We start from the raw sequence: 22,366 nt of genomic DNA on the forward strand, positions 1-22,366 counted from the left end.
CGGTCACTGTAGAGTCAAAGAGGACAAGGGCACCGCGTCAGCGGTGCCCGACACGAATGATTCCGCTCGATGTGTTTAGCTCGGAATCGATCGCAGCAGACCTGCTCCAACAGGTTCGCTGGCGTGACGGTGTTACCTGTCCTCGCTGCCGTTCTGACCGCACGGTCAGAAACGGCAGCTACAGAGAGTTTCAACGGTATCTCTGTAAGAATTGCGACCGTACGTTCAACGACAAGACGGGCACGATTTTCGCTCACTCGAAGGTTGCACTCCGCCGGTGGTTGTTCTCGATCTACGCGTTTCTTCGGTTTAACACGAGTCTCCGGCAACTCCAGTGCGAAATCGAGGTGACACACAAGACGATTCACCGACGCATCGAGCGCTTCGCCAGAGCGCTCGATGCGCCTTCTCTCGATCTGGTTGGTCCGGTAGAAATTGACGAAGTGTACGTCTCTGCCGGGAAGAAAGGCCGCGAGCGCGACCAACCGTCGCGCCCGCGTGGCCTGTCCACGCGCGGGCGAGGTTCGTACGATGGCGACAAGCCACCTGTGTTCATTATCGCCGATCGCGGGACCGGACAGCGGTACGTGATCCCAGCGAAAGCCGCCGACGAATCGACGATTCGACTCCTGCTTGCTGACCGCAACGAGGAGTCGCTCACAGTCTATACCGACGGCTTTCGAGCGTACGAACCGCTCGACGCGGACGACGCATTCGACCGCGAATACGTCGTCCACGGCGACGGCGAATACGCCGACGACGAAGTACACGTCAACACCTGCGAGAGCCACGCGTCGCTGACGCGACGGTGGCTCTCGCCCCATCGAGGCGTCTCGAAAGACAAGTTAACGCAGTATCTCAGAGCGTTCCAACTCCGTAGAGAGTTATTTCGAGAACCGGGGCGAGACGCACTCAAACACGCCGTCCGAGCGACACTCTGAAATCAACAATGTGCTACGCAAGAGCGTTCGGTGTATATCGCAGTCAAGAAAAGAGACCTGTTCGTTGTGTGAAACACCCGTTAAACGAGTCCTCGAGACGGTCGACGATTCGTGATTAGTCTGTACTGATCGATTCCACCGACCTGCTCTAACCGACGCAACATGCGAAATATGCGCGTTGTATGCAGCATGGTCGCTAAAACCTATCACTGACTGAGGGGTTCAACAAGGCCGAGTAATCCAAATCACCCTACAGCGCCCTCGGCGTATTTGTTTTCCCCGGAATATGGTGAGGGAGCGTTCCATCGAGAACGCTTTCCGAATCAGAACAATGTCGACGACACACTCCGAGCCGACCGACGACACGAACCAGCAGGAACCGACCGTCGCGTTCGACGAGTCCGACTCTCGTGCCGACGACATGCGCGAGCGCCTGGACAACTGGGTTGAGGACCTCGCCGAGTTGACCGACGAGGCCCTCGCCAGCGAGCAGTTCCAGGAGTGGCTGGACGTCCAGAGCAAGTTCCACGACTACTCCCACCGGAATACGCTGCTCATCAAGTTGCAGTGCCCCGAGGCGACGAAGGTCGCCGGCTACTGGACCTGGCAAAACGAGTTCGACCGTCACGTCCAGGAAGGCGAGAGCGCGATCTGGATCTGGGCCCCGATCATCACCAATCGGTGTCCGAAGTGTGAGAACGCGCCGTCGTACCACGACAAGATCGACTGTGACTACGACGAAACAGATCCAGAAAACTGGCCAGAGGGCCTGGTCGGGTTCAAACCGACCTCCGTTTTCGACGTGAGCCAGACCGAGGGCGAACCGCTCCCCGAACTCGATGCCGAGGCTCACGGTGACCCCGACGGCCTCGTCGACGCGCTGCTCAACGCTGGCGAGGCCCTCGGCTACGAAGTCGACGTCGTCGCCCCCGAGCAGTGGGAGCATGCGTCGGCAAACGGGATCTGCAAGCGCCGCAGTCCTGTGACAATGCATCCGATCATCGAAGTTCGGGACCGGGACAACAGCGCCGACCTCGCGAGGACGCTGATACACGAGATTGCCCACGCGATCCTCCATTTCGAGCCGGATGAGGACGAGGAAGAAGCCAAGATTGAAGTCGAAGCCGAGGCCGTCGCCTACGTTGTCTCTCGGCACTTCGGCCTCGATGCAGCAAACTCCCGATTCTACCTCGCCGCGTGGGATGGGGACGCACCGGAGACAGTCCACGATCGGTTGAGCCGTATCTCACGAACGGCGGAAGAAGTCATCGATACAGTCGAGACGGCGGATTAAAATCCGTCGAGGAGTTCAGAAACGCGTTCCCGAAGTTCAGAGTTCGTTTCGAGTTCGTCGGGAGGCAGGTCTTGGACGACCCATCTGTGGCCCCCAGGGCACCGATACAGGTCGCCGTTCATCGTCGGTTCTCGATTTTCGTGAGCGTGCTCGCACACCGGGCAAGTCGCCATACAGCCCGGTGGTCCCCCAATCACATTTCAAGTTTTTCCTCCCTCGCTCGGTGAAGGAATGCTCTCGTCCGCGACCACTGTCCCGTCCGACCCGCTGGAACAACTGTACCAAACACTCGCCGACCTTCGCGAGCAGATCCACGGGCCGTACTACCTCGACGACGTCGACGGATCGCTGGCGTGGCCCGACCGCGGTGTGTATTTCTTTTTCTCGCCCAGCAGCGACCTCAGATCGATGCCTATCACAGAGTGGCGACTCTCCCGGATCGGCACCGTCGGCGTCAGCGAGGGGTCCAGCAACACCCTCTGGAACCGCCTGCGCCAGCACCGAGGCAACGTCCGGGGCAAGTACGCCGGCGGCGGCAACCACCGTGGCTCGATCTTCCGACTCCACGTCGGTCGTGCGCTGATTGAGAAGCACGACTGGCACGACCAGTATCCCCACTGGGGCGATCAAAATCCCGATGCCGAGACGACCGCCGTTCGCGAACAGGAACACGACCTCGAGCAGCAGGTGTCGGAGTATATCCGCGACCTTCCCTTTCTGTGGGTTGACGTGCCCGGCGAACCGGGTCCCGATGCAGACCGAGCGGTGATCGAGCAGAACTTGATCGCGCTCGTCAGCCACTACCGGCGGAGTGCCGGCCCCTCAGACCTTGACTGGCTCGGGTACCATTCAGCGAAGTCCGAAGTGTTCCAGTCGGGCCTGTGGAACGTCCGGCACGTCTCAGACCTCTTCGACCCGACGGCGATCGCTCTGCTTGACGATTACATCTCGTCGACGGCGCCGCTGGACCACCAGACTGGGCTTCATTAACCAACACTCAGATGGTAGAAGGCCCATCAATCGGTGTATTACTCTAGAGTGTTGGTTAAGCTTCAGGTGCGACAGTTCTCGTCGCCTGCCCGCCGTTTGTTCTGCCCCTGGCCAGCTGGGCGCACACTCCGTGCGGCCGTGATCCAGATGTCCTCCGAAGCACGAGCCTCCTGGTCAGCATCGACCATCGACAGCGCACAGCGCGCCGACTGGATTGGATTCCTCCACCGGAGCCCCTTCGTCATCGATGCTTTCGCCCTCGGTTTCTCAGTCGGAATCCGCGAGGATTATACGTACCAGCAAACGCCCCGGAACGTCGACGTCCCAGTTCAGATCCTCGACAACGACTTCCGGGACCCCGACATTAACCGGTACTTGCAGCGGTTCCAGCAGCTAGAGCCTAACGTCGCGATGCTCGGGGACGCATACAGTCGTGACGAGGGGCGCGAATACAGCCGGACAGCCCGAGAGCTGAAAGCCTCCTTTCCCGATGTCGAGATCATCATTGTCCCGAAGTGCCGCGAGGCAATCGATGCGATCGACGAGGACCTCATCCTCGGCTACCCAATGGGCTACTCTGACAAGACTGCTGACGAGTACACGAATATCGTCGACTGGCGCGGTCGGCGTGTCCACCTACTGGGTGCAAGCCCCCCGAAACAGTACCAGACGATTCAGGAACTCACACAACCGCGAGTGACCGGCGAGGAACCGGCGGATATCGTCGGCGTCGACTGGAACGGGATTCACCTCGCAGCGCAAAAAGGTGAGTTCTTCCACCCTGACGGCTACCGGACGGCAGACCACCTCTCCATCCGCGAGACGGTTAAGCGGAGTCTCGAACAGATCCGCCGCTACTGGCGCTCGGCGGGCGTGTGGCCAGACCAGACTACCGGAATTAGTCCGTTGAAGACTGAGCCGATGGACCCGGTCTGGGCCGTCGACGGCTCCCACGCCGACGGGCGTGCCCTCGAGGACGCGATCGTCGTCGAGTACGAGGACGGCCCGACGCTGGCCTATCGCGACGATCACGAGCGGGCCCGAATCGAGTACTGTGAGGGGCTAACGCCCGCAGAGTAGGTTTGTCTCCCCCTGCCGGGTGGAGGCTTTTCATCATGAGTACCGGCGAGCGACGCGGCGACGCACCGGCAGAACCGGCGGACCAAACAGATCGTGACATCGAGGAAGAACATCGCAACGCCCAACAGTCCGGAACGATATTCGCCGGACAGCAGTGGCCCGAGAGCCGACGAAAGGAGGAAGGGGGCCGGCGATGACCGGCGCCGAGACGACCTTTGGGGAGGAGAAACAGGCAGATCTCGCCCGCCGCGCTGCCCGTGCGTTCGATTCGACCCCCCTCCGCAAACAGATTCGCAGCGACGTGCGGGACGACCCCCAGTTGGGTCACCTGCTCGACGCTGCCGCACACCTGCGGTGTGCCGTTCACGAGCGCGAACAGGAGACGGGCACGGAGTCAATGCTGTATCGCGAGCTGGAAACCGCCGAGCAAGGCGTGGCCGCCTACGCTAAGGACTCCCGGGTCGGCGAGGTCATCGCGCGGTCGTGTGCGACCGTGATCGAGGAAGGTGATCAGTGGGCCCGCAGCGACTCGCTCGATCAGGAACACATCGACGAGGCCGTCGCCGAGGCCCGCCAGTGGCTCGGCCAGCATACCGACATCGCAGGGCGGTTGGACCTCCTGCATCTGGGTCCAGATCTCCCAAGCGGCGACCGTTCTGCCCAGGTTCGCGTGACCTTCGTCCCGCAACGGTGGCACGACGGTCGTCTTGTCCGAACACAGAAGCGCGAGCATTTCGTCGTCCCGGCAGCGGATGCGACCGACAATAACGGGGATCTGTACGACGACGGCTCGTGCAAAGCCAAACAGCTCTGGGCACACGACAACGCACCCGAGCAGGCCAGAGAGTGGGACGGACCGTTCACCATCACACTCGATTGGGTCTGACGATTCTCCCGCCGCCTGTTTGTTCTCCCAGGGATGGGTGGAGGAAATCTTCCATGGCCACCCACGACTCTGGAGAGGTAACCAACGAACAGATCGAGATCAATCCGGTCGAGTGTGAGTTCTATCGAGACTGTACGAAACCGGCCCAGTACGAGTTCGAGGCACTCGTCTTCAACGCCGGCGTCCAGCAGGTCCGGGCTTGTCTCGGCTGTACCGCAGAGTTCCTCGCGCCTGAGCGGAACCGTCGTGTTGCCGAGGTTCGGAAGCTCGATCCCGCCGAACGGTGGGAAGCCACCGATGAAGCCTGAGCGGACACGCGGCCGGTTCGTCCTGATCGGCTGTGGCGAAGCGAAAGCCGATGAGCCCGTCGAGGCGCGAGAGCTGTATACATCGTCATACTTTGCAGTCAAGCGCCGCTACGCCGAAGCAGCCGTCCAGTGGGCCAGAACAGCAGACAGGCGGGCGAACGCCTGGGCCGTCCTCTCCGCGGAACACGAGATTTTGCCTGCCCGGATGGAGACGGCACCGTACGACACCACCATCGACGACCTCCGCGACGTTTCCGTCGACGGTGAGCCGCAATTCGAGCTGCCATCTGGCGATCCCGTCACGACGGAACTGGATCGGTGGGCCCGCCGTGTTCATTCGGCGATAGCCGACTGGCTTCGCCGGCCGTTCCGCGCTGATCAGGAGGCGTCGCCCTGTCGGGAGTTGATTGTCCTGGCTGGGAGTGACTACGTCGACGCGCTTCGCGAACGCGGAATCTTCGAGGGGCGACCAACAGCGTTGGAAACCGGACGGAAGACACACACTGCACTCCCGCCGAAGGCGACGATTCGCTTCCCCTTCCAGGAGCAGGATTTCGACGGGATGTTCGAGCAGATGGAGTGGTTGAGCAATCGTGCCGAAGAACTGGAAGCCGCCGCCGCACCAGCCCAGACCCGCGAACTCTCCACGTTCGACGCCGGCTACGAGCGTGAGCAACCCCGCTGGCAACTTGATCGAACCAGCGTCGACATCGAAGCGACCGAGCAGGCCGGCCTCGACGCCTTCGAGGATGTTCCCGATCGATACATCGCGACCGAGCAACAGCAGTTGAAAATCGGAGACGCTGAAACAGTCGAAAAGCCCGAATAGCAGACCCAGAACAGGTATTGTTGCGTGTCGATAACGAGTTTGTCTACCCCGTATTGGCTGGAAGGATGGAAACAACAGAGCCAACCACTGACAGCGAACAGAACCGTGGCTTTGATTTCGGGAATCCCGAATCCGACCACGACGTTACGATTGCCTACAATTGGCGATACGTCGACTCGCTCTACGTCACCGAAGACGGAATTAGCTGAATTGAGGCGCTAAATCCCCTTCCTCAAGGAGCAACGCAGGGAGTGAAGCGACCGAGTAGCGCAGTATGGAGGGGATACAGCGCCACACCGTTCTCAAACATGTTTACCGCTCGGTTCACAGGCCCCACCGCTACCGTTATGTCTATCCATGGTCTATACACCGTTGATGGATAGGTTTGAAATCGAAGGTGAGGAAGTCCTCGGCGGGACGGCAAAACCGTCAGGGAACAGCGCCCACGTCATCGTTCCCAAACGCTGGCGCGGAGCCGACGTGAAAGTCGTCCGCGTCTCCGAACCCAACTCAGACGAATAAGATATGCAGTACAACTACAATTATCGACTCAATCCGCCAGAAGCCCTCACCGAGACGCTTCTGCACCATGTCGATACTTGTAGACAACTGTACAACCACGTTCTCTACCTGCTGAACGAGGCAGACGACATTCCCGCCCGCTACGAGGTGCAGGGGCTGCTTCCCGACCTCAAAACGTGGTGGGACGACCTCGGAGACGTTCACTCGAAAGTCCTCCAGATGGTCGTTAAGCGCGTCTACGACAACCTCTCCACGCTCAAAGCACAGAAGGAGAACGGACGCGACGTTGGGATGCTCAAGTGGAAACCACCTCGGGAGTATCGGTCGCTCACCTACAATCAGTCCGGCTTCAAACTCAAGAATACGAGTGGTCGGCCTGTCTTGTGGTTGAGCAAAATCGGTGAAATTCCGATTCACCTTCACCGAGACATCCCGGAGAACGCGACCATCAAACAGGTCACGGTCAAACGAGAACCCACGGGCGAGTGGTATGCCACGTTCGGCATCGACGTGGACGAAGCCACGCCCGAGAAACCTGAGAACCCCGAGAATGTCGTTGGTATCGACATGGGGATTCTCACGTACGCCCACGACACCGATGGGTACGCCATCGAGAGTCCCGACTTCTCCGAGGAACGCGAACGACTCGAACGCGCACAGCGCGACCTTTCACGGAAGGAACACGGCTCTGCGAATTGGGAGAAACAGCGCCGAGTTGTGGCCGAACGACACGCCGACCTGAAGCACAAGCGCCGCGATTTCCTCCACAAGTTGTCGAACCACTACGCCCGCGAGTACGACCTCGTAGCGGTCGAGGACTTGGACGCAAAGGGCTTGGTCGAACTGCCGGGAAACTCGCGGAACCGAGCGGGGGCGGCGTGGGGGACGTTCTTGCGGATGCTCGAATACAAGTGTGACCGGGAGGGAACGCACTTTGTCTCGGTGAATCCAAGAGGGACGACCAAGGAGTGCGCGTCCTGTAGTGTCTCAACGGAGAAGCCGCTGTGGGTGCGCGAACACTCCTGTCCAGCCTGCGGGTTTGAGGCGGACAGGGACGCGAACGCGGCATGGAACATTCTTTCTCGCGGCCTCGAAGACATAGGAGTGGGACACTCCGAATCAACGCCTGTGGAGACTGCGCTCCCTGTAGATACACTCGTAGCTGCAAAGCGCGTCGTGGAAGCAGGAAGCCCTACCCTCAACGAGCGAACGGCGTCAGCCGTGAACGAGTAGGGTAGGGTAGTTCACGCGGAGTCACGATTCAGACAGATATCCTGCAGAGGACGGCAATGACGACGTTCGGTGCTCCTGTGGCAAAGAGTTCGATTCGGTCGAAGAAGGGCGCACTCACCTCAAACGGGTCGAAGCACCCAATGCACCACCGCTTGATGTTCCACGAGCAGTCACGTGGAGAGACGAGCGAACAAAAATACACGACGGGTACGTGGAAGTCATCCCGAACCGCCCCAAAGCCCTCGGGAAAGTCGTTGACGGATCCAGCTATCTCGTCGCCACAGCCCGGGAAAGGTTCCACCCACCCGAACGGTTCCAGTTCAAAGACTGGTGCCCACTCGTCGACGGCCCTCTCACCTGGGGCGACGGGAGTCCACTCTTTAGTTATCGACGCCTCCGACGAGCCCTCGGAGCGATAACTCCGGCGGGAGACTACGAGCCAGCGCGGTACACGATCCACTTTCGGGGGCAACAAGCTCTGTTCATCGAGGGTGCCGGGACCGGCATCGTCGTTGCCCATCTAGAAAACGACGATTTCAATAGTAATCGTTAGAACTTTTTGCCCGGAAACTGTTACAGCTATTAGTGGAGCACCTCGACGCTATCTCTGTCGAAGAGCTGCAAGATGCTCTCGACAGCGTGGACGGAAACAAGCCGACACAACGGCTTCTGGCAGCGATAGCGTACAAGAACGGTGTCACGCAAACCGAGTTAGCTCAGTGGTACGACGTCCAGCGGCGAACCATCTACAGTTGGCTCAAGCGACTCGACACCGACGAGTCGCTTGAGCAGGCCGTTTCTGATGATAAGCGAACCGGAAGGAAGCGAAAGCTTTCAGAAACAGAGCAAGAAGAGTTCGAAGAGACTGTCCACGAACCACCTGAAAAAGTCGGGATCGACGCGCCGGCGTGGACGCCGGCGCTGGTCCAGCAGTATCTCGAGGACGCGTACGATGTCGAATATTCAATCCCGAGTTGCCGGCGGTTGCTGAAAGAAGCGGGATTGAGCTATCAAAAACCCCGCCGAACAGCCGCCGAGGCTGACGAAACCGAGCAGGAAGAGTTCCGCGACGAGTTCAAAAAAAGCGGCGGGAGATGGACGTCACCGTAGTCTGTATCGATCAAACCACGAAATCCGTCCAGGTCGAGCCGCGTGCCGCGTGGTTTCCGCGCGGCACGCGGCCGGCCGTTGAGCTGTCAGGACAACGCGATTGGGCGTGTCTACTGGGTGCGATCACCGAGAGCGGTGATCGCTTTTTCTCCCGGTTCAGGGAGTATGTTACCGCCGAGCACGCAAAGCATTTCATTTTAGCGTTATGTGAAGAGTTCGAAGATGACTTACTCGTCGTTCTGGATGGCGCACCGTATTTCCAGGCGTCGGCCGTCACGGACCTGGCGGCCCGTGACGACCTCGCCTTCGTGACGCTACCCTCGTATTCGACGGAACTTAATCCGGTCGAAGAGTGCTGGCGACAACTCCAGAACGCTCTCAGCAACCGGTTTTTCGATTCACTCGACGAACTAACGACAGCGATCGATACAGCTCTTGACCAACTTTCTCTTCCAGAGGTGAGCAACTATTTCTAATCACTACTATAGACAGTGCCTCGAAATGAGTTATTTATTCTAACTTTCACTGAAATCACCCTCCGCCGACGACTTTTTTCGACGACGGACGGGGGTCTATTGCCCTCCAGAGCGACGGTACGAGCCTGTTATCTGTGGCGAACGACGATTACTTATTTATGTATCGACCGATTTTAGTTGTATAATGTCACAGGCCGATGCGACGAAACTAGCGGCAACAGTAATGGTTGAAAACATCGGGGGAATCTCAGAAACGGAAGTCGAGATACCGCCCGGTGTAACGGTCCTAACTGGCCGAAACGCAACGAATAGAACGTCGTTTCTCCGGGCCATCATGACTGCCGTCGGAAGCAACGACGTGTCACTCAAAGGGGACGCGGACGAGGGCGAGGTCGAACTCACACTCGACGGGGAAACGTATAATCGGACGCTACAGCGGGGGAACGATGCCCTTCAGCTCGACGGCAATCCATTTCTCGACGACTCGACCGTCGCTGATCTCTTCGCCTTCCTACTCGAATCGAACGAAGCTCGCCGGGCCGTGATCCGTGGCGACGACCTCCGTGAACTCCTTATGCGGCCGGTCGATACCGACGAGATACAGGCCGAAATCGACCGTCTCGAACGCGAACGCGACGAAGTCGAAACGAAATTGAACGAGCTGGATTCACTGAAGGGAGAACTCCCGGGCCTCGAAGAACAGAAACAGCAGCTACAGTCGGATATTGAGGCCAAGCGCGAGGACCTCGAGGAGATCGAATCCGAAATCGACTCCATGGACGCGGACGTGGACGAGACCAGAGAAGAGAAGCGGGAACTTGACTCCCGTCTCGAGGACCTCCGCGACCTGCGAGCAGATCTCGAGAGCGTCCGCTCGGACATCGATCTCGAAGAAGAAAGCATCGCATCCCTCCGGAGCGAACGAGCGGAATTACAGGAGCAAAAGGAGGAACTGCCCGACACCCCGATGGGCGACGCCGGGCATATCGAAGACGAGATCTCCCGACTCCGCGAGGAGAAACAGCAGTTGGAGGGCACTGTTCGAAACCTTCAGGACGTCATTCAGTTCAACGAAGAGATGCTCGACGGCGAGCAGTCTGCGGTTGGGGAGACCCTGAAGTCGGACGAGTCGGACGGCGCTGTCACCGATCAGTTACTCGAGGAAGAGGAAATCGTCTGCTGGACCTGTGGCAGCGAGGTTCCCGAGGACCGGATTCAGACGACACTCGACGAACTCCGTGACGTTCGACAGGGGTACATGGCTGACATCCGGGAGATCGAAGACGATCTCGACGAACTGCGGTCGGACAAACGCGAACGCGAGAAACAGCAGCGGCGCGCCGACGAAGTGCAGCGTAAATTAGACGACATCGAGTCCGAAATCGAGGAGCGAGAATCCCGACTGACGGACCTCCGAGATCGGCGTAACGAACTCAGCGACGAGATCGAGACGGTCGAGGCGGAAGTCGAGGAGCTCGAATCCGAGAACTTCGCCGACATTCTCGAACTCCACAAGGAGGCGAATCAGGTGGAGTTCGAACTCGGCCAGCTCGAGTCGGACCTCGACGACGTAACCGACCGGATCGCCGAGATCGAAGACGAACTGACTGACGAGTCCGAGCTACGTGACCGTCGAGAGGCCCTCAAGTCGGAGCTGGAGGAACAGCGAACGCGTATCGACCAGATCGAGCGTCAGGCTGTCGAGGAGTTCAACGACCGTATGGACGACATCCTCGACATGCTAAACTACGAGAACCTCGCGCGTATCTGGATTGAGCGAGTGCAGAAAACCGTCCGCGAAGGGCGCCGTAACGTGGAGAAGACGGTCTTCGAATTGCACGTCGTTCGAACGACTGACTCGGGGGCGACCTACGAGGACACGATCGATCACCTCTCCGAGAGCGAGCGCGAGGTGACGGGACTGACGTTCGCGCTGGCCGGGTATCTCGTCCACGACATCCACGAAACCGTTCCCTTCATGATGCTTGACTCGCTCGAAGCGATCGACTCCGAACGGATCGCGGATCTCGTCTCGTACTTTTCGGAGTATGCGTCGTATCTCGTCGTTGCCCTCCTCCCTGAGGACGCACAGGCTCTCTCCGAGGAATACACACGCGTTACCGACATCTGACTACCGATCACTCAGCAGTTGCCTCTTCTACTGGGGCTCGCTTGACTGACATTCGCAGCGCCCCTCTCGGAGCAACTCGACGATATCGTACTGTGTGTTACAGTCTTCACAGAGGACAGTAACGTCAACGAAGATGCGGAACTCGCCGAGTGCGAGCTGATCCGTGTTCGTGAGTTGTTCGAGACTTTTCTCGGCGACTGATCGTGTCCGCGACTGGAGTCGCTGCAGCGTCTCGATCACGTTTCCGACGCGTTTCGCGCTACTCTCGCGTTCGTATTCCGCACCTCGATATTCCTTGAGATAGGTACGAATCGCCTGATACGTGACGAAATCCCGCTCCAGTCGCTTGATGTCGACACCGTCCTGCTCGAGACGGCGGCGGGCTTCCGTCCGATTCCCACTGCTGACTTCGTCACCGGTCAGCAATCGATATAGGTTGCTCACTTCTCCCTCAACCGTCGACATTCCCGCATCGGCCATCGCTGACTCGAGCAATCGTTCGTTGAACCGATCGGCGAGTGCGCGCAGACTTTCGCGCTGGTCCCCGTCTGCTGTCCAACGTTCCTCGAGCCGCTCACCGAACTGGTCTCCGAGTCCATACACTTCGATCAATCGTGCGACTTTGCTATCGATCCTCTCGTCCGCGCTCTCATCGTCAGTATCCGAAGACATCGTTGCCAAATACTTGAATCTAGAGACGTATTAAGTAGGGGGTTGTTCTATCCCAGTCTCACATCGAGTAGAATAACATAACTATGCCCATTATCTTGATCTGGTGGTTACCAATCCGGTTCGTTGGCACCGTCTAGATAACCTCCGCAGAAATTTGACTATATAGCGCCTGATGGGGCCGCTGACGGTTGTAATATCAACGGAATGCCTGCACCATTTCTATTGGCCTGACGATTGTCCACCCTACTCGTATGAAAGCGGTCGGTCCGCACTTTGAGTGGCTGAAACCACTGTTCGGTTTGTCCTGTTTTAAGTATTTAAATTCGGCGTGAGTTCCTCAGATCTGAGTGATGGGAATACAGATGAATAGAGTTTGCCCATCAACCGTTTGGATTGAGTTTCACTCGCTGTTCGACGCAGTTAACAGCAAGTCCATTGCTGACGACTTCGAAATCGAGACATACTCCACGAAACATGATTTTGAGAATGACCTCAAAGTCGCCATTTTGAAGCAGTCATCCCATCCGATTCGCTTGCCGAACTCGCTGAGAAAACCATTATCAACGACAAGTTAGCATATCTGGCTGGCTCGACCTTCTCTAGGTTGACGAACGACCGCGTCTATCGCGCGGTTGTTCATCTCTTCTTTGAGTTGCTTCATTCACCCAGTTCTACCACCAACATGGGTTCCGACGCAAGCACCTAGAATGGTTCGGTCGCGCTGTCATAGCGACTGATGTAGCTACTCCCACTCTCACCAGATCGGTTGCTGTCCCAAGCGAACGCCATGACACCGAGATTCTGCATGTGATTGAACCTGATAAGAAAGGCTCCATCTTGTACACCTGATTACTTGCTATCCCCTACTAAAATAGGAGCTGGTGTTTTCTGTTAGTGAATGTTGAATCCATTTCTCGTAGAATTAATCTCGATACTTTATGTTTAGTTCTATACTGGTAGATGCATCAATTATCTTCTCTCCAAACCTCTTCTGTAAGTATTCTGGCTTCCGCCCTTTTGCTGGTACAGAGACGCTGATTGCGCCAAGTGTTGATTTTCCCTCGACGCCTGATGCGATAGACATTACTCCTCGGAGAGACTCCTCATTGCTGATAGCGAATCCTTGATTTCGCACTTGTTCTAGTTCCTCCTGTAATACGTCGATGCTCCCGATCGTCTTTTCTGTTTTTGTAGGTAACTCGGATTCGAAGAGTGTTTGCACCTCTCCTGTTGGAAGCATTGCAAGTATTGCCTTTCCAGCTGCAGTTTGATGAAGGGGAACACGACTCCCGAGAGGAACGAAATTCCTCATTTCATAATTATCATTCCTAATATGGGTATAGATTCCATCTTTCCGGTGCTTTATTGCGAATGACACAAGCTCGTCCACTTCTTCGACGAGATCTCCTAATTCCGGTTGGGCAAGTCGGCAAAGTGTACAATTATCCCGAACATATCCACCGTGCGTAAGAAGGCCAAAGTCTAACCGGTATTTTCCGGAATTATTGTTCACATAACCATAATCCTCCATCGTGGATAAATGCTTGTGAACCGCACCTTTTGACAGTTCTAACCCGTTCGCGATCTCGGTAACACCAGCTTCTCCTTCATTTTGGAGATATTCGATAATAGAAAACAGTGTTCTATCTGAACCGACGCCTGTTTTTGTGTTATCTTCTATCATGCTTAGATGTATCACTGTTTTCGTGGGTCATAAATGTTCACCATTAGAGAATGGTGAGTGTCAACTTTAGGCTAAAGGTGGCGGTCGACCAAAGGTACGTTAGTCACTTAACAATGCTCAGCTGTATAGAGGAGGAAACCCGCCAGCAGCAAATTTTTGTATGCAGACACTGTCAAACAGTGGGTTGGTGTCGTTTCCATACTATGCCAGCTTTTGGTTCTGGAAAACGAGTCATTCGTGGACTATTATCTGAGGGATTTGCCAGTGGTTCCATCGGTGTAAGAACCTGTTCGAGTCCGACTGCTATACTAACAGCCAGAAGTCTCCACACAGCGTCTTGGTAGAATACCGCCTCAACTCTTCTAAACGCGGCTTCTCTGAGTGAATATCCGTTACTTCTGGCCACCAGGATAGTATCGTCAGGAATGGCCACCGACGAGACGAAAACGACGATGACGGTTAGATGCTGTACATCTGGGTGGCAATCGATTGTACTACACTCAAGATGCTTTACGTCGATGTTTTGCCGGCTGATCCAGCTGACGCAGTTCTTCTCACAAAGAAGAACTCAATGTCGCCGCAATCGGCCTGCACCAGCGGGCGACTGCGGCCCACTGGCACAACTGGTCATAGAGGTGGTACCCTACAACAGTGAGCGTGAACTCTCCGGAAGTCGCTTCTTCATCGAAGCCTGGTTTTAGCCTGTTCAAATACCGAACGGCCGTTCTGGCTCAACTTCTAGACGGAATACCGTCGACTCACCGGATCATAGCTACAAACCTTTGCCGCTCTAGATCCATCCGAGAGGTTGTCATTACAAGAAGTCAAATCCGTCCTGAGCTGGCCGAGTGTCAATTACTGCGATTAGGTGGTCTGAAAATGGAAAGAAACGCTTGCTGAGACACACAGGGCAACTTGTCGACAGCGCCGCTGTCGCGGATTTCGAATGACGAAAGCCAGATCGAAATTGATTGCAAGAAAGGTGGGTGTATACGGTGATCAGTACGGGGTAAAAACTGCTGTTGGAGGTTACTGTGGTCAGTCGCCACGGAATCGGCCCCGCGGTGGCGTCTCTCCATCGAAGAACCCGTCAATTTTGGGGGAGATAACCAAAATCATATAACCGATATCGCACAAGTTAGCAGTACAATGGACAGTCGGGACTGTAAGACTCAGGAGGTCAATGACGATCAAGGTGATACACAATATGGGCCATGGATTTCGCGATATAGATTGCTACAAGCTTGGGAGAACATTAGTCGGGACTGGAAAGCTGTTCTCTTTGGAATCTCACTACTCCTACTCGTAATAATTGGCGTTTCCATACCGTGGTGAGTTATCTATGAGGCGACTTAGATTGATTCTTCCTGGTCTAACAATTCTTATCCTGATCGGGATATTCGCCCGGTTAATCTCCGTAACTGTCCCTCTGATGAACCATCTTATACTAGCTATTTTAATTGGGCTTTTTATTGGTAACTTGTATGAGATTCCTGAATGGGCTGAGTCTGGTATTGCAACACATAAATTATGGCTTGAGGCAGGAATCGTAGTAATGGGAGCAAGTGTTGCACTTGACCAAGTAATAGCTGCCGGACCGACGATACTGGCCCTTGTAGTCACTACGGTTATTGTAATAATCCTCCTCGTTGAAACGCTCTCCATTGGTCTATTCGATATTCAGACGAAAGTCCCCTCACTACTCGCTGCTGGATCGAGTATCTGTGGCGTGTCTGCAATTGTAGCAGTAGCTGGTGGAATTAAAGCCAACGAGCGCGAGATTGCCTACGCGGCAGCAACCATTTTGTTATTCGATACTATAACTATAATTTCATATCCAATTCTCGGCCAAGTAATGGGACTATCTGATACCGTGTTCGGGGTATGGGCTGGTCTCACGATGTTCAGCACTGGTCCAGTGACCGCGGCTGGTTTTACATTTTCTGAACGTGCTGGCGAATGGGCTGTAATTGTAAAGCTCACCCGGAACGCCTTAATCGGTGTTGTTGCCATTGCCTACTCCCTTTTCTACACACGTCGGGGCGAAAACGCGATGGAATCCTCAACGAACCAGTGGCAATATCTCTGGCAATCTTTCCCAAAGTTTGTATTGGGATTTTTATTTGTAATGTTTGTAGCCAATATCGGAATTCTGAATCAACAACAGGTCACTACCCTCGAAAATGCTTCTAATTGGCTATTCTTATTTGCGTTTGCTGGACTAGGCTTTGAGATTCAGTTCAGCGAGATTCGTTCTACAGGTTTAAAACCAATCTTTGTTGTTCTTACCACTCTAATATCTACGAGTGTAGTCTTACTGTTGATCCTCAGAGTATTATTTTAGGTTGCAAACCTAGGGTTGAAATATATCGCGATGATGTGGCGATCTCTAATAACTTATGAAGAAGTGATTGCTACGCCCTCCATGGATTCAATAGGCGCACAGTATCATTCTGATCGCTTTGGTGCTACTTTACTATACGCTATTCAGTGTAGATTCATTTGGTAACGGATGGCAGAGGGTGTCATAGAACGGTTACCACACCAAGAAGCAGGGTGAACGCTGAGGTGGTATGAGTTCAGCGACCCTGTAAGATGATCCTTCGGTAGAGACGTTGTTCAATGTCGCGGAGACCGAGATGCTAGCGTTGTTTGAACATCTCTCCCTCGAGTTTCTCGGAGAGTTCGACGTGTCCGCCCCGGCGGAGACGGGGCGAACACGAGAGCATGAACCACCAGAGCTGATGCGTAGGTTCCTCCACTGCTACTGCCACGACATCTACGGCATCCGTCCCGTTGAACGAGAGCTCCGGAACACGGTCGTCTGGCTGGGCTCTGGCTTTGATTCACCGCCGTCCAGAGACGCGGTCGATCGCTTTCTCACCGACCTCGAACACGTCGTTGACGATGTTTTCACCCGGCTCGTCGAGCAGGCCGCCCGCTGCGGCCTGCTCGACTTGACCTACTGCATCGATTCAACCGACGTGAGAGCGATGCCCGCCGACCAAGACGCCTCGAAGTGCTACGATCCAACCGCCGACGAGTACTACCACGAATACGGCTGTACGATCGTCTCGACCGGATCAAAGATCCCGATAGCAGCAGAGTTCACAGAGAGTTAGCAAGCGCCAGAGGAGACGGCGATGCGCGTCACGCGTGACGCGCTCGCCGTCGCCCAGCCGATCTGGATGGTCGGTGACAGCGCCTACGACACGCTCGACTGGCACGACCACCTGTTGGCCGCAGGGGTCGTGCCAGTCGCTCCCTACAACGCGCGAAACACCGACGATCCGCTGGATATCGAGTACAGGATCGAAGATCGCATCGAGAAACACAGCGAGGACGTTCAGCTGAAGCAATCCACGTTGGATGAGACGTACAACCGCCGTACTGGCGTCGAACGAACCAATGAATCAGTGAAAGACTGCGGCCTCGGGCGTGCGTTCGCCCGAGGCCGCATCCACGCACGAGCACAAGTGTTCCTTGCGCTGTGCCGTCGGCTCGTCGTCGCAATCACCAACTACGAACGTGGAGACAATCCGGGAAGTACCGTGATCGCGGTGTGAGAACTCTTCTATGACACCCTCGACGGATGGTACAAAACTTTCTGTGTGTTTCTGGTAGAGTAAGAGAACGTATGGTTCATGGGAATTTTTATATCTTGAGTCCGACTATGTCAGATGGCGCAGCAAGATAACAATTATCAAACAAGGCTGCAGAACGGTAAATCTATCAGAACAACCGATGGAATTTGAGGACACATTCACAATCGAGGACGTATCGTCAGAGGAGGTCTGGCTTGCGCTGTCGGACCCGATCCTCATCAAGCAGTCGTTGCCGGGTTGTCAGTTCCTGACCCGGATCGACGACCCCGACGACGTAGACTTCGACGCGCTCCAGGAAGCCGAACCGGAGGAGGACCCGGTGACCCTGCCGGAGGCCGAACCGGAGGACATCTCGGAGCGAGCGTTCGTCGAGGGCGGCCACTACGCGGCGCTGATGCAGATCAGCGTCGGGAGCGTGAAGCCGAGTTTCCGGACGGTCGTCACCATCGATGAGCGGGAGTTCCCGGAGATGAACGCCGCGGGCGAGGGGAGCGCGAGCGACTCCTCGTTCGAGATGTCCTCGGGGATGACCCTCGTCGAGACCGACGAGGGCGTCGATATCGAGTGGCAGGCCGAGGCCGACGTGTTCGGCAAGGTCGCGCAGATGGGACAGCGCGTCATCAGTCCGGTCGCCAACCGCGTCGTCAGCCGGTTCTTCGGCAGCGTCGAGGACCGGCTGACCGACGTCGCAGACGAAGAATCCAGCGGATTGCGAGACCGCGTTCGAAACCTGCTGTAACACACCAGCTGCAGTCACGAACTGTACAAGATAATGACAAACACCGAATGAATATGGCAGAACACGACATCACACTCACGGTAAACGGGACGGAACACGAACTGACGGTCGAATCACGGGCCCTGCTGGTCCACGCGTTGCGGGACCAGCTCGGCTATACGGGCCTCAACGTCGGCTGTGAAAGCACCATGTGCGGGGCCTGCACGGTCCACCTCGACGGGGACGCCGTCAAGTCCTGCACGGTCCTGGCGGCACAGGCCGACGGCGCCGAGGTCACGACGGTCGAGGGACTCTCCGACGACGGCGAGTTCCACCCCATCCAGGAGGGGTTCCAGGAGGAACACGGCCTGCAGTGTGGCTACTGCACGCCGGGCATGATGATGACCGCCACGCAACTGCTCGAAGAGAACCCCGACCCCGACGACGAGGAGATACGCGAGGCCCTGGAGGGGAACCTCTGTCGCTGTACCGGCTACCAGAACATCGTCAAGGCGGTCGAGAACGCCGCCGAGAAGATGGGCGGGACCGCCGCACGGGGGGACGACTGACATGAGCATCGAATCCGTCGACCCCGACGACGTGGACGCGGCGGACATCCTCGGCTCGGCCATCGAACGCCGCGAGGACCCCGCGTTGCTGACCGGCGACGCCGAGTACACCGACGACATCCAGCTCCCGCAGATGACCCACATGGCGGTCAAGCGGAGCCAGCACGCCCACGCGAAGATCGAGGGCGTCGACACGAGCGCCGTCGAGGAGATGGACGACGTGGTCGCGGTCTTCACCGCCGAGGACATCGACGTGCCCGGCAGCCTCCCGACGGGTTGGCTGCTGGAGTCGCTCAAGCAACCCCCACACCCGATCCTCGCCGAGGACCGGGTCCGGTACCAGGGCGACGCCATCGCGGTCGTCCTCGCCGAGGAGCGGTACGCCGCCCACGACGCCGTCGACGCGATCGACGTGGACTACGAGCGTCTCGAAGCCGTGACCAGTCCGAGTGAGGCGCTGAACGGCGCGCCCGACCTCCACGAGGACGCGCCGGACAACACCGCCTTCGAGTGGGAGATCGGCGACGAGGAGAAGACCGAGGCGGCCTTCGCGGACGCCGACCACACGGCGAGCGTCGACCTGGAGAACCAGTTACTGATCCCCAACGCGATGGAGCCCCGCGGCGCGGTCGCGGACTACAACCCCTCCACGGAGGAACTGGAGGTGGCAATGACCTCCCAGAACCCCCACCTCCACCGCCTGCTCATGTCGGGCGTCATCGACCACCCCGAACACAAACTCAGCGTCCGCGCGCCCGACGTGGGCGGCGGCTTCGGGAGCAAGATCCACCACTACGCCGACGAGGCGCTGGCCGCCTGGGCCGCCAAACAGGTCGAACGCCCGGTCAAATGGGTGGCCACCCGTACCGAGACCTACCTCACGGACGCGCCCGGCCGCGGCCACGAGACCCACGGCGAGATCGCCATGGACGACGACGGCAACATCGTCGGCCTGCGGGTCGACACCGAGGCCAACCTCGGGGCGTACCTCTCGACGTTCGCGCCGTCGGTCCCGACCTACCTCTACGGGACGCTCCTGTCGGGCCAGTACGACATCCCGGCCATCCACGCGGAAGTGACGGGGGCGTTCACGAACGTCCCGCCCGTGGACGCCTACCGCGGCGCCGGCCGCCCCGAGGCCTCCTACCTCGTCGAGCGGCTGATCCACCTCGGCGCGAAGGAGATGGACATGGACCCCGCCGAGTTCCGGCGGCAGAACTTCGTCCCCGACGACGCCTTCCCCTACGAGACGCAGGTCGCGGTCGTCTACGACTCCGGCGAGTACGAGAAGACGCTGGACCGCGCCCTTGAGATGCTCGACTACGAGGACTTCCGCGCGCGCCAGGAGCAGGCCCGCGAGGAGGGCAAGTACCTCGGCGTCGGCTTCTCGGCGTACATCGAGGCCTGTGGCCTCGCGCCCTCCGAGTTGGCGGGACAACTCGGCGCCCAAGCCGGGCTGTGGGAGTCCTCGCTGGTTCGCTTCCAGCCCTCGGGGACCGTCACGGCCTACTGTGGCACGTCGGGCCACGGGCAGGGACACGACACCACCTACGCCCAGATCGTCGCCAACGAACTCGGCATCGACTACGAGGACGTGGACGTGGTCGAGGGCGACACCGACGAGATTCCACAGGGGATGGGCACCTACGGCTCCCGGTCGGCGGCGGTCGGCGGGAGTTCGCTCGTCAAGAGCTCCCAGAAGGTCGTCGAGAAGGCGAAATCCATCGCGGCCCACCAGCTCGAAGCGAGCGAGGACGACATCGAGTTCGAGAACGGCGAGTTCCGGGTGGCCGGCGCGCCCGACCGCTCGATGCACATCAAGGAGGTCGCGGAGGCGGCCTACCTCGCCCACGACATGCCCGACGAGGTGGAGCCGGGACTGGAAGCCACGAGCTTCTACGACCCCGACAACTTCGTGTTCCCGTTCGGGATGCACGCGGCCGTCGTCGAGGTCGACCCCGACACCGGCGAGATCGAGTTCGAGCAGTACGTCGCGGTCGACGACGTGGGCAACCAGATCAACCCGAAGATCGTCGAGGGCCAGATTCACGGCGGCGTCGCCCAGGGGATCGGCCAGGCCCTCTACGAGGCCGCCGAGTTCGACGACAACGGCCAGCTACTCACGGGGTCGATGCAGGACTACGCGGTGCCGAAAGCCGAACACATCCCGGAGATGGACACCGACTCGACGGTGACGCCGTCGCCGCACAACCCACTCGGGGTCAAGGGCGTCGGCGAGGCCGGGACCATCGCCGCGCCACAGGCCGTGGTCAACGCGGTCTGTGACGCCCTGGAGCCGTTCGACGTGGACCACATCGACATGCCGCTGAAAGACGAGAAAGTCTGGCGGGCCATCCACGAGAACGGGGGTGGTGACTGATGTACCCCGGCGAGTTCGACTACCTGCGTGCCGAGAGCGTCGAGCACGCGCTCGACCTGCTCGACGAACACCCCGACGCCGAACTGCTGGCGGGCGGACACAGCCTGCTCCCGACGATGAAAAGCGGGCTGGCGGACCCGGACACCGTGGTCGACATCGGCCACATCGAGTCGATGCAGGGCATCGAACACGACGGCGACACGACCAGCATCGGCGCGCTGACGACCTACGCCGAGATCGACGACACCGATGAGCTGTGGGACGGCGCGACGGCACTGGCCGAAGCCGCGAGCGAGATCGGCGACACGCAGGTCCGCAACCGCGGGACCATCGGCGGGAACCTCGCTCACTCCGACCCGGCCTCGGACCTGCCGGGCGCGGCCATCGCGAGCGACCTGACGCTCGTCGCCGAGGGTCGCGACGGGGAGCGTCGCATCGACGCCGACGACTTCTTCGTCGCGATGTACATGACTGACCTCGCGGAGGACGAACTCCTCACGCGGGTCGAGGTGCCACGCGTCGACGGCGACGCCGGCGGCGCCTACGTCAAGAAGCCGAGCCCGTCCTCGGGCTACGCACTGGTGGGCGTCGCGGCTCGCCTCCAGCTCGACGGCGGCACGGTCGCGGACGCCCGCGTCGGCGCCAACGGCGCGATGGACCACGGCGTCCGCCTCGACCCAGTCGAAGATGCCCTCGAAGGCGAGACGCTGGACGAGGACGCCATCGCGGCGGCGGCCGAACACGCGACGGCGGACCTCGACGAGTCGATGATGATGGACGACATCCAGGCGTCGGCGGAGTACCGCGCCCACCTGCTCGAAGTCTACACCGAGCGGGCGCTGGCACGGGCCGCGGAGCGCGCCGGGGCGACCGTCCCGGCGTGACCCGGCACGCCCGATCCGGCGGGGACGACCGCCCGCGGCCGTCGGCCGCTCGAC

22 protein-coding genes and 1 pseudogene are annotated in these 22,366 nt (G+C 58.3%); 19 read left to right on the forward strand and 4 right to left on the reverse strand.

Annotated features, from left to right (window positions below):
- Positions 1 to 56 precede the first annotated feature (56 nt).
- The 11 genes from MUG96_RS23960 to MUG96_RS24010 all read left to right on the forward strand — a co-directional run bounded on the left by MUG96_RS23960 (position 57) and on the right by MUG96_RS24010 (position 8,083).
- Positions 57 to 941, forward strand: a complete 885-nt coding sequence (locus MUG96_RS23960; RefSeq protein ID WP_246989671.1) for an IS1595 family transposase — start codon at positions 57 to 59, stop codon at positions 939 to 941.
- Positions 942 to 1,272: 331 nt separating this feature from the next.
- The gene (locus MUG96_RS23965; RefSeq protein ID WP_246989673.1) at positions 1,273 to 2,235 is read left to right on the forward strand and encodes a M78 family metallopeptidase domain-containing protein; all 963 of its coding nucleotides are present in this window, start codon (positions 1,273 to 1,275) and stop codon (positions 2,233 to 2,235) included.
- Between the two features lie 231 nt (positions 2,236 to 2,466).
- Positions 2,467 to 3,225, forward strand: a complete 759-nt coding sequence (locus MUG96_RS23970; protein WP_246989674.1) for a GIY-YIG domain-containing protein — start codon at positions 2,467 to 2,469, stop codon at positions 3,223 to 3,225.
- Between the two features lie 147 nt (positions 3,226 to 3,372).
- Positions 3,373 to 4,305: a DUF6610 family protein gene (locus MUG96_RS23975; protein ID WP_246989675.1), complete on the forward strand. Its 933-nt coding sequence runs from the start codon at positions 3,373 to 3,375 to the stop codon at positions 4,303 to 4,305.
- A 35-nt stretch (positions 4,306 to 4,340) separates the two neighbouring features.
- Positions 4,341 to 4,502, forward strand: coding sequence for a hypothetical protein (locus MUG96_RS23980; RefSeq protein WP_246989676.1), 162 nt, complete (start codon positions 4,341 to 4,343; stop codon positions 4,500 to 4,502).
- A complete protein-coding gene (locus MUG96_RS23985) occupies positions 4,499 to 5,191 on the forward strand; it encodes a hypothetical protein (protein ID WP_246989677.1) in 693 nt (230 codons plus the stop codon). Before MUG96_RS23980 ends, MUG96_RS23985 begins: the two co-directional genes overlap by 4 nt.
- Before the next feature lie 53 nt (positions 5,192 to 5,244).
- Positions 5,245 to 5,499: a hypothetical protein gene (locus MUG96_RS23990; protein WP_246989678.1), complete on the forward strand. Its 255-nt coding sequence runs from the start codon at positions 5,245 to 5,247 to the stop codon at positions 5,497 to 5,499.
- Entirely contained in the window at positions 5,489 to 6,328 is an 840-nt protein-coding gene (locus MUG96_RS23995; protein ID WP_246989679.1) for a DUF6884 domain-containing protein, read from the forward strand. Before MUG96_RS23990 ends, MUG96_RS23995 begins: the two co-directional genes overlap by 11 nt.
- A gap of 65 nt (positions 6,329 to 6,393) precedes the next feature.
- Positions 6,394 to 6,537, forward strand: a complete 144-nt coding sequence (locus MUG96_RS24000; RefSeq protein WP_246989680.1) for a hypothetical protein — start codon at positions 6,394 to 6,396, stop codon at positions 6,535 to 6,537.
- Positions 6,538 to 6,700: 163 nt separating this feature from the next.
- Positions 6,701 to 6,850 (forward strand): DUF2080 family transposase-associated protein, encoded by a 150-nt coding sequence (locus MUG96_RS24005; RefSeq protein ID WP_246989871.1) that lies wholly within the window; start codon positions 6,701 to 6,703, stop codon positions 6,848 to 6,850.
- Between the two features lie 3 nt (positions 6,851 to 6,853).
- On the forward strand, positions 6,854 to 8,083 hold the full coding sequence (locus tag MUG96_RS24010) for an RNA-guided endonuclease InsQ/TnpB family protein (RefSeq protein ID WP_246989681.1): 1,230 nt from the start codon (positions 6,854 to 6,856) through the stop codon (positions 8,081 to 8,083).
- A gap of 28 nt (positions 8,084 to 8,111) precedes the next feature.
- Here the strand turns inward: MUG96_RS24010 and MUG96_RS24015 are convergent, their stop codons facing one another.
- Positions 8,112 to 8,603 carry a hypothetical protein gene (locus tag MUG96_RS24015; RefSeq protein ID WP_246989682.1) on the reverse strand — a complete coding sequence of 164 codons (492 nt, stop codon included), beginning with the start codon at positions 8,601 to 8,603 and terminating at the stop codon, positions 8,112 to 8,114.
- Between the two features lie 65 nt (positions 8,604 to 8,668).
- On the opposite strand from MUG96_RS24015, the gene MUG96_RS24020 reads away from it, so the two are divergent.
- Both MUG96_RS24020 and MUG96_RS24025 read left to right on the forward strand, forming a co-directional pair.
- A protein-coding gene (locus MUG96_RS24020) for an IS630 family transposase (RefSeq protein ID WP_246989683.1) occupies positions 8,669 to 9,669 on the forward strand; the annotation gives its coding sequence in 2 pieces (ribosomal slippage) (positions 8,669 to 9,158 and positions 9,158 to 9,669; 1,002 coding nt in all).
- Positions 9,670 to 9,853: 184 nt separating this feature from the next.
- On the forward strand, positions 9,854 to 11,800 hold the full coding sequence (locus tag MUG96_RS24025) for an archaea-specific SMC-related protein (protein WP_246989684.1): 1,947 nt from the start codon (positions 9,854 to 9,856) through the stop codon (positions 11,798 to 11,800).
- 27 nt (positions 11,801 to 11,827) lie between these two features.
- Here the strand turns inward: MUG96_RS24025 and rdfA are convergent, their stop codons facing one another.
- From rdfA to MUG96_RS24040, 3 genes are all read right to left on the reverse strand, one after another.
- Positions 11,828 to 12,472, reverse strand: a complete 645-nt coding sequence (gene rdfA / locus MUG96_RS24030) for a rod-determining factor RdfA (RefSeq protein ID WP_246989685.1) — start codon at positions 12,470 to 12,472, stop codon at positions 11,828 to 11,830.
- Positions 12,473 to 13,394: 922 nt separating this feature from the next.
- Positions 13,395 to 14,156: an IclR family transcriptional regulator gene (locus MUG96_RS24035; RefSeq protein ID WP_246989686.1), complete on the reverse strand. Its 762-nt coding sequence runs from the start codon at positions 14,154 to 14,156 to the stop codon at positions 13,395 to 13,397.
- Between the two features lie 172 nt (positions 14,157 to 14,328).
- Positions 14,329 to 14,589, reverse strand: a complete 261-nt coding sequence (locus MUG96_RS24040) for a hypothetical protein (protein WP_246989687.1) — start codon at positions 14,587 to 14,589, stop codon at positions 14,329 to 14,331.
- Positions 14,590 to 15,498: 909 nt separating this feature from the next.
- Between MUG96_RS24040 and MUG96_RS24045 the strand changes: the two genes are divergently transcribed.
- From MUG96_RS24045 to MUG96_RS24070, 6 genes and pseudogenes are all read left to right on the forward strand, one after another.
- The gene (locus MUG96_RS24045; protein ID WP_246989688.1) at positions 15,499 to 16,500 is read left to right on the forward strand and encodes a YeiH family protein; all 1,002 of its coding nucleotides are present in this window, start codon (positions 15,499 to 15,501) and stop codon (positions 16,498 to 16,500) included.
- Between the two features lie 271 nt (positions 16,501 to 16,771).
- A pseudogene (locus MUG96_RS24050) lies at positions 16,772 to 17,722 on the forward strand (transposase).
- Between the two features lie 178 nt (positions 17,723 to 17,900).
- A complete protein-coding gene (locus tag MUG96_RS24055; protein WP_246989689.1) occupies positions 17,901 to 18,500 on the forward strand; it encodes an SRPBCC family protein in 600 nt (199 codons plus the stop codon).
- Between the two features lie 53 nt (positions 18,501 to 18,553).
- Positions 18,554 to 19,048, forward strand: coding sequence for a (2Fe-2S)-binding protein (locus tag MUG96_RS24060; protein ID WP_246989690.1), 495 nt, complete (start codon positions 18,554 to 18,556; stop codon positions 19,046 to 19,048).
- A 1-nt stretch (position 19,049) separates the two neighbouring features.
- Complete coding sequence (locus tag MUG96_RS24065; RefSeq protein WP_246989691.1) at positions 19,050 to 21,428, forward strand: xanthine dehydrogenase family protein molybdopterin-binding subunit; 2,379 nt, start codon at positions 19,050 to 19,052, stop codon at positions 21,426 to 21,428.
- Entirely contained in the window at positions 21,428 to 22,312 is an 885-nt protein-coding gene (locus MUG96_RS24070; protein ID WP_246989692.1) for an FAD binding domain-containing protein, read from the forward strand. The genes MUG96_RS24065 and MUG96_RS24070 overlap by 1 nt, the downstream gene beginning before the upstream one ends.
- Positions 22,313 to 22,366 lie beyond the last annotated feature (54 nt).

Origin of the sequence: Halorientalis marina, from assembly GCF_023028345.1 — an archaeon.
GTDB lineage: Archaea > Halobacteriota > Halobacteria > Halobacteriales > Haloarculaceae > Halorientalis > Halorientalis marina.

What these genes read in the sequence shown, in the direction of transcription:
- MUG96_RS23960 (WP_246989671.1), top strand. Translation starts at nt 57, where the DNA reads ATGATTCCGCTCGATGTGTTTAGCTCGGAATCGATCGCAGCAGACCTG.
- MUG96_RS23965 (WP_246989673.1), top strand. Translation starts at nt 1,273, where the DNA reads ATGTCGACGACACACTCCGAGCCGACCGACGACACGAACCAGCAGGAA.
- MUG96_RS23970 (WP_246989674.1), top strand. Translation starts at nt 2,467, where the DNA reads ATGCTCTCGTCCGCGACCACTGTCCCGTCCGACCCGCTGGAACAACTG.
- MUG96_RS23975 (WP_246989675.1), top strand. Translation starts at nt 3,373, where the DNA reads ATGTCCTCCGAAGCACGAGCCTCCTGGTCAGCATCGACCATCGACAGC.
- MUG96_RS23980 (WP_246989676.1), top strand. Translation starts at nt 4,341, where the DNA reads ATGAGTACCGGCGAGCGACGCGGCGACGCACCGGCAGAACCGGCGGAC.
- MUG96_RS23985 (WP_246989677.1), top strand. Translation starts at nt 4,499, where the DNA reads ATGACCGGCGCCGAGACGACCTTTGGGGAGGAGAAACAGGCAGATCTC.
- MUG96_RS23990 (WP_246989678.1), top strand. Translation starts at nt 5,245, where the DNA reads ATGGCCACCCACGACTCTGGAGAGGTAACCAACGAACAGATCGAGATC.
- MUG96_RS23995 (WP_246989679.1), top strand. Translation starts at nt 5,489, where the DNA reads ATGAAGCCTGAGCGGACACGCGGCCGGTTCGTCCTGATCGGCTGTGGC.
- MUG96_RS24000 (WP_246989680.1), top strand. Translation starts at nt 6,394, where the DNA reads ATGGAAACAACAGAGCCAACCACTGACAGCGAACAGAACCGTGGCTTT.
- MUG96_RS24010 (WP_246989681.1), top strand. Translation starts at nt 6,854, where the DNA reads ATGCAGTACAACTACAATTATCGACTCAATCCGCCAGAAGCCCTCACC.
- MUG96_RS24015 (WP_246989682.1), bottom strand. Translation starts at nt 8,603, where the DNA reads ATGGGCAACGACGATGCCGGTCCCGGCACCCTCGATGAACAGAGCTTG.
- MUG96_RS24025 (WP_246989684.1), top strand. Translation starts at nt 9,854, where the DNA reads ATGTCACAGGCCGATGCGACGAAACTAGCGGCAACAGTAATGGTTGAA.
- rdfA (WP_246989685.1), bottom strand. Translation starts at nt 12,472, where the DNA reads ATGTCTTCGGATACTGACGATGAGAGCGCGGACGAGAGGATCGATAGC.
- MUG96_RS24035 (WP_246989686.1), bottom strand. Translation starts at nt 14,156, where the DNA reads ATGATAGAAGATAACACAAAAACAGGCGTCGGTTCAGATAGAACACTG.
- MUG96_RS24045 (WP_246989688.1), top strand. Translation starts at nt 15,499, where the DNA reads ATGAGGCGACTTAGATTGATTCTTCCTGGTCTAACAATTCTTATCCTG.
- MUG96_RS24055 (WP_246989689.1), top strand. Translation starts at nt 17,901, where the DNA reads ATGGAATTTGAGGACACATTCACAATCGAGGACGTATCGTCAGAGGAG.
- MUG96_RS24060 (WP_246989690.1), top strand. Translation starts at nt 18,554, where the DNA reads ATGGCAGAACACGACATCACACTCACGGTAAACGGGACGGAACACGAA.
- MUG96_RS24065 (WP_246989691.1), top strand. Translation starts at nt 19,050, where the DNA reads ATGAGCATCGAATCCGTCGACCCCGACGACGTGGACGCGGCGGACATC.
- MUG96_RS24070 (WP_246989692.1), top strand. Translation starts at nt 21,428, where the DNA reads ATGTACCCCGGCGAGTTCGACTACCTGCGTGCCGAGAGCGTCGAGCAC.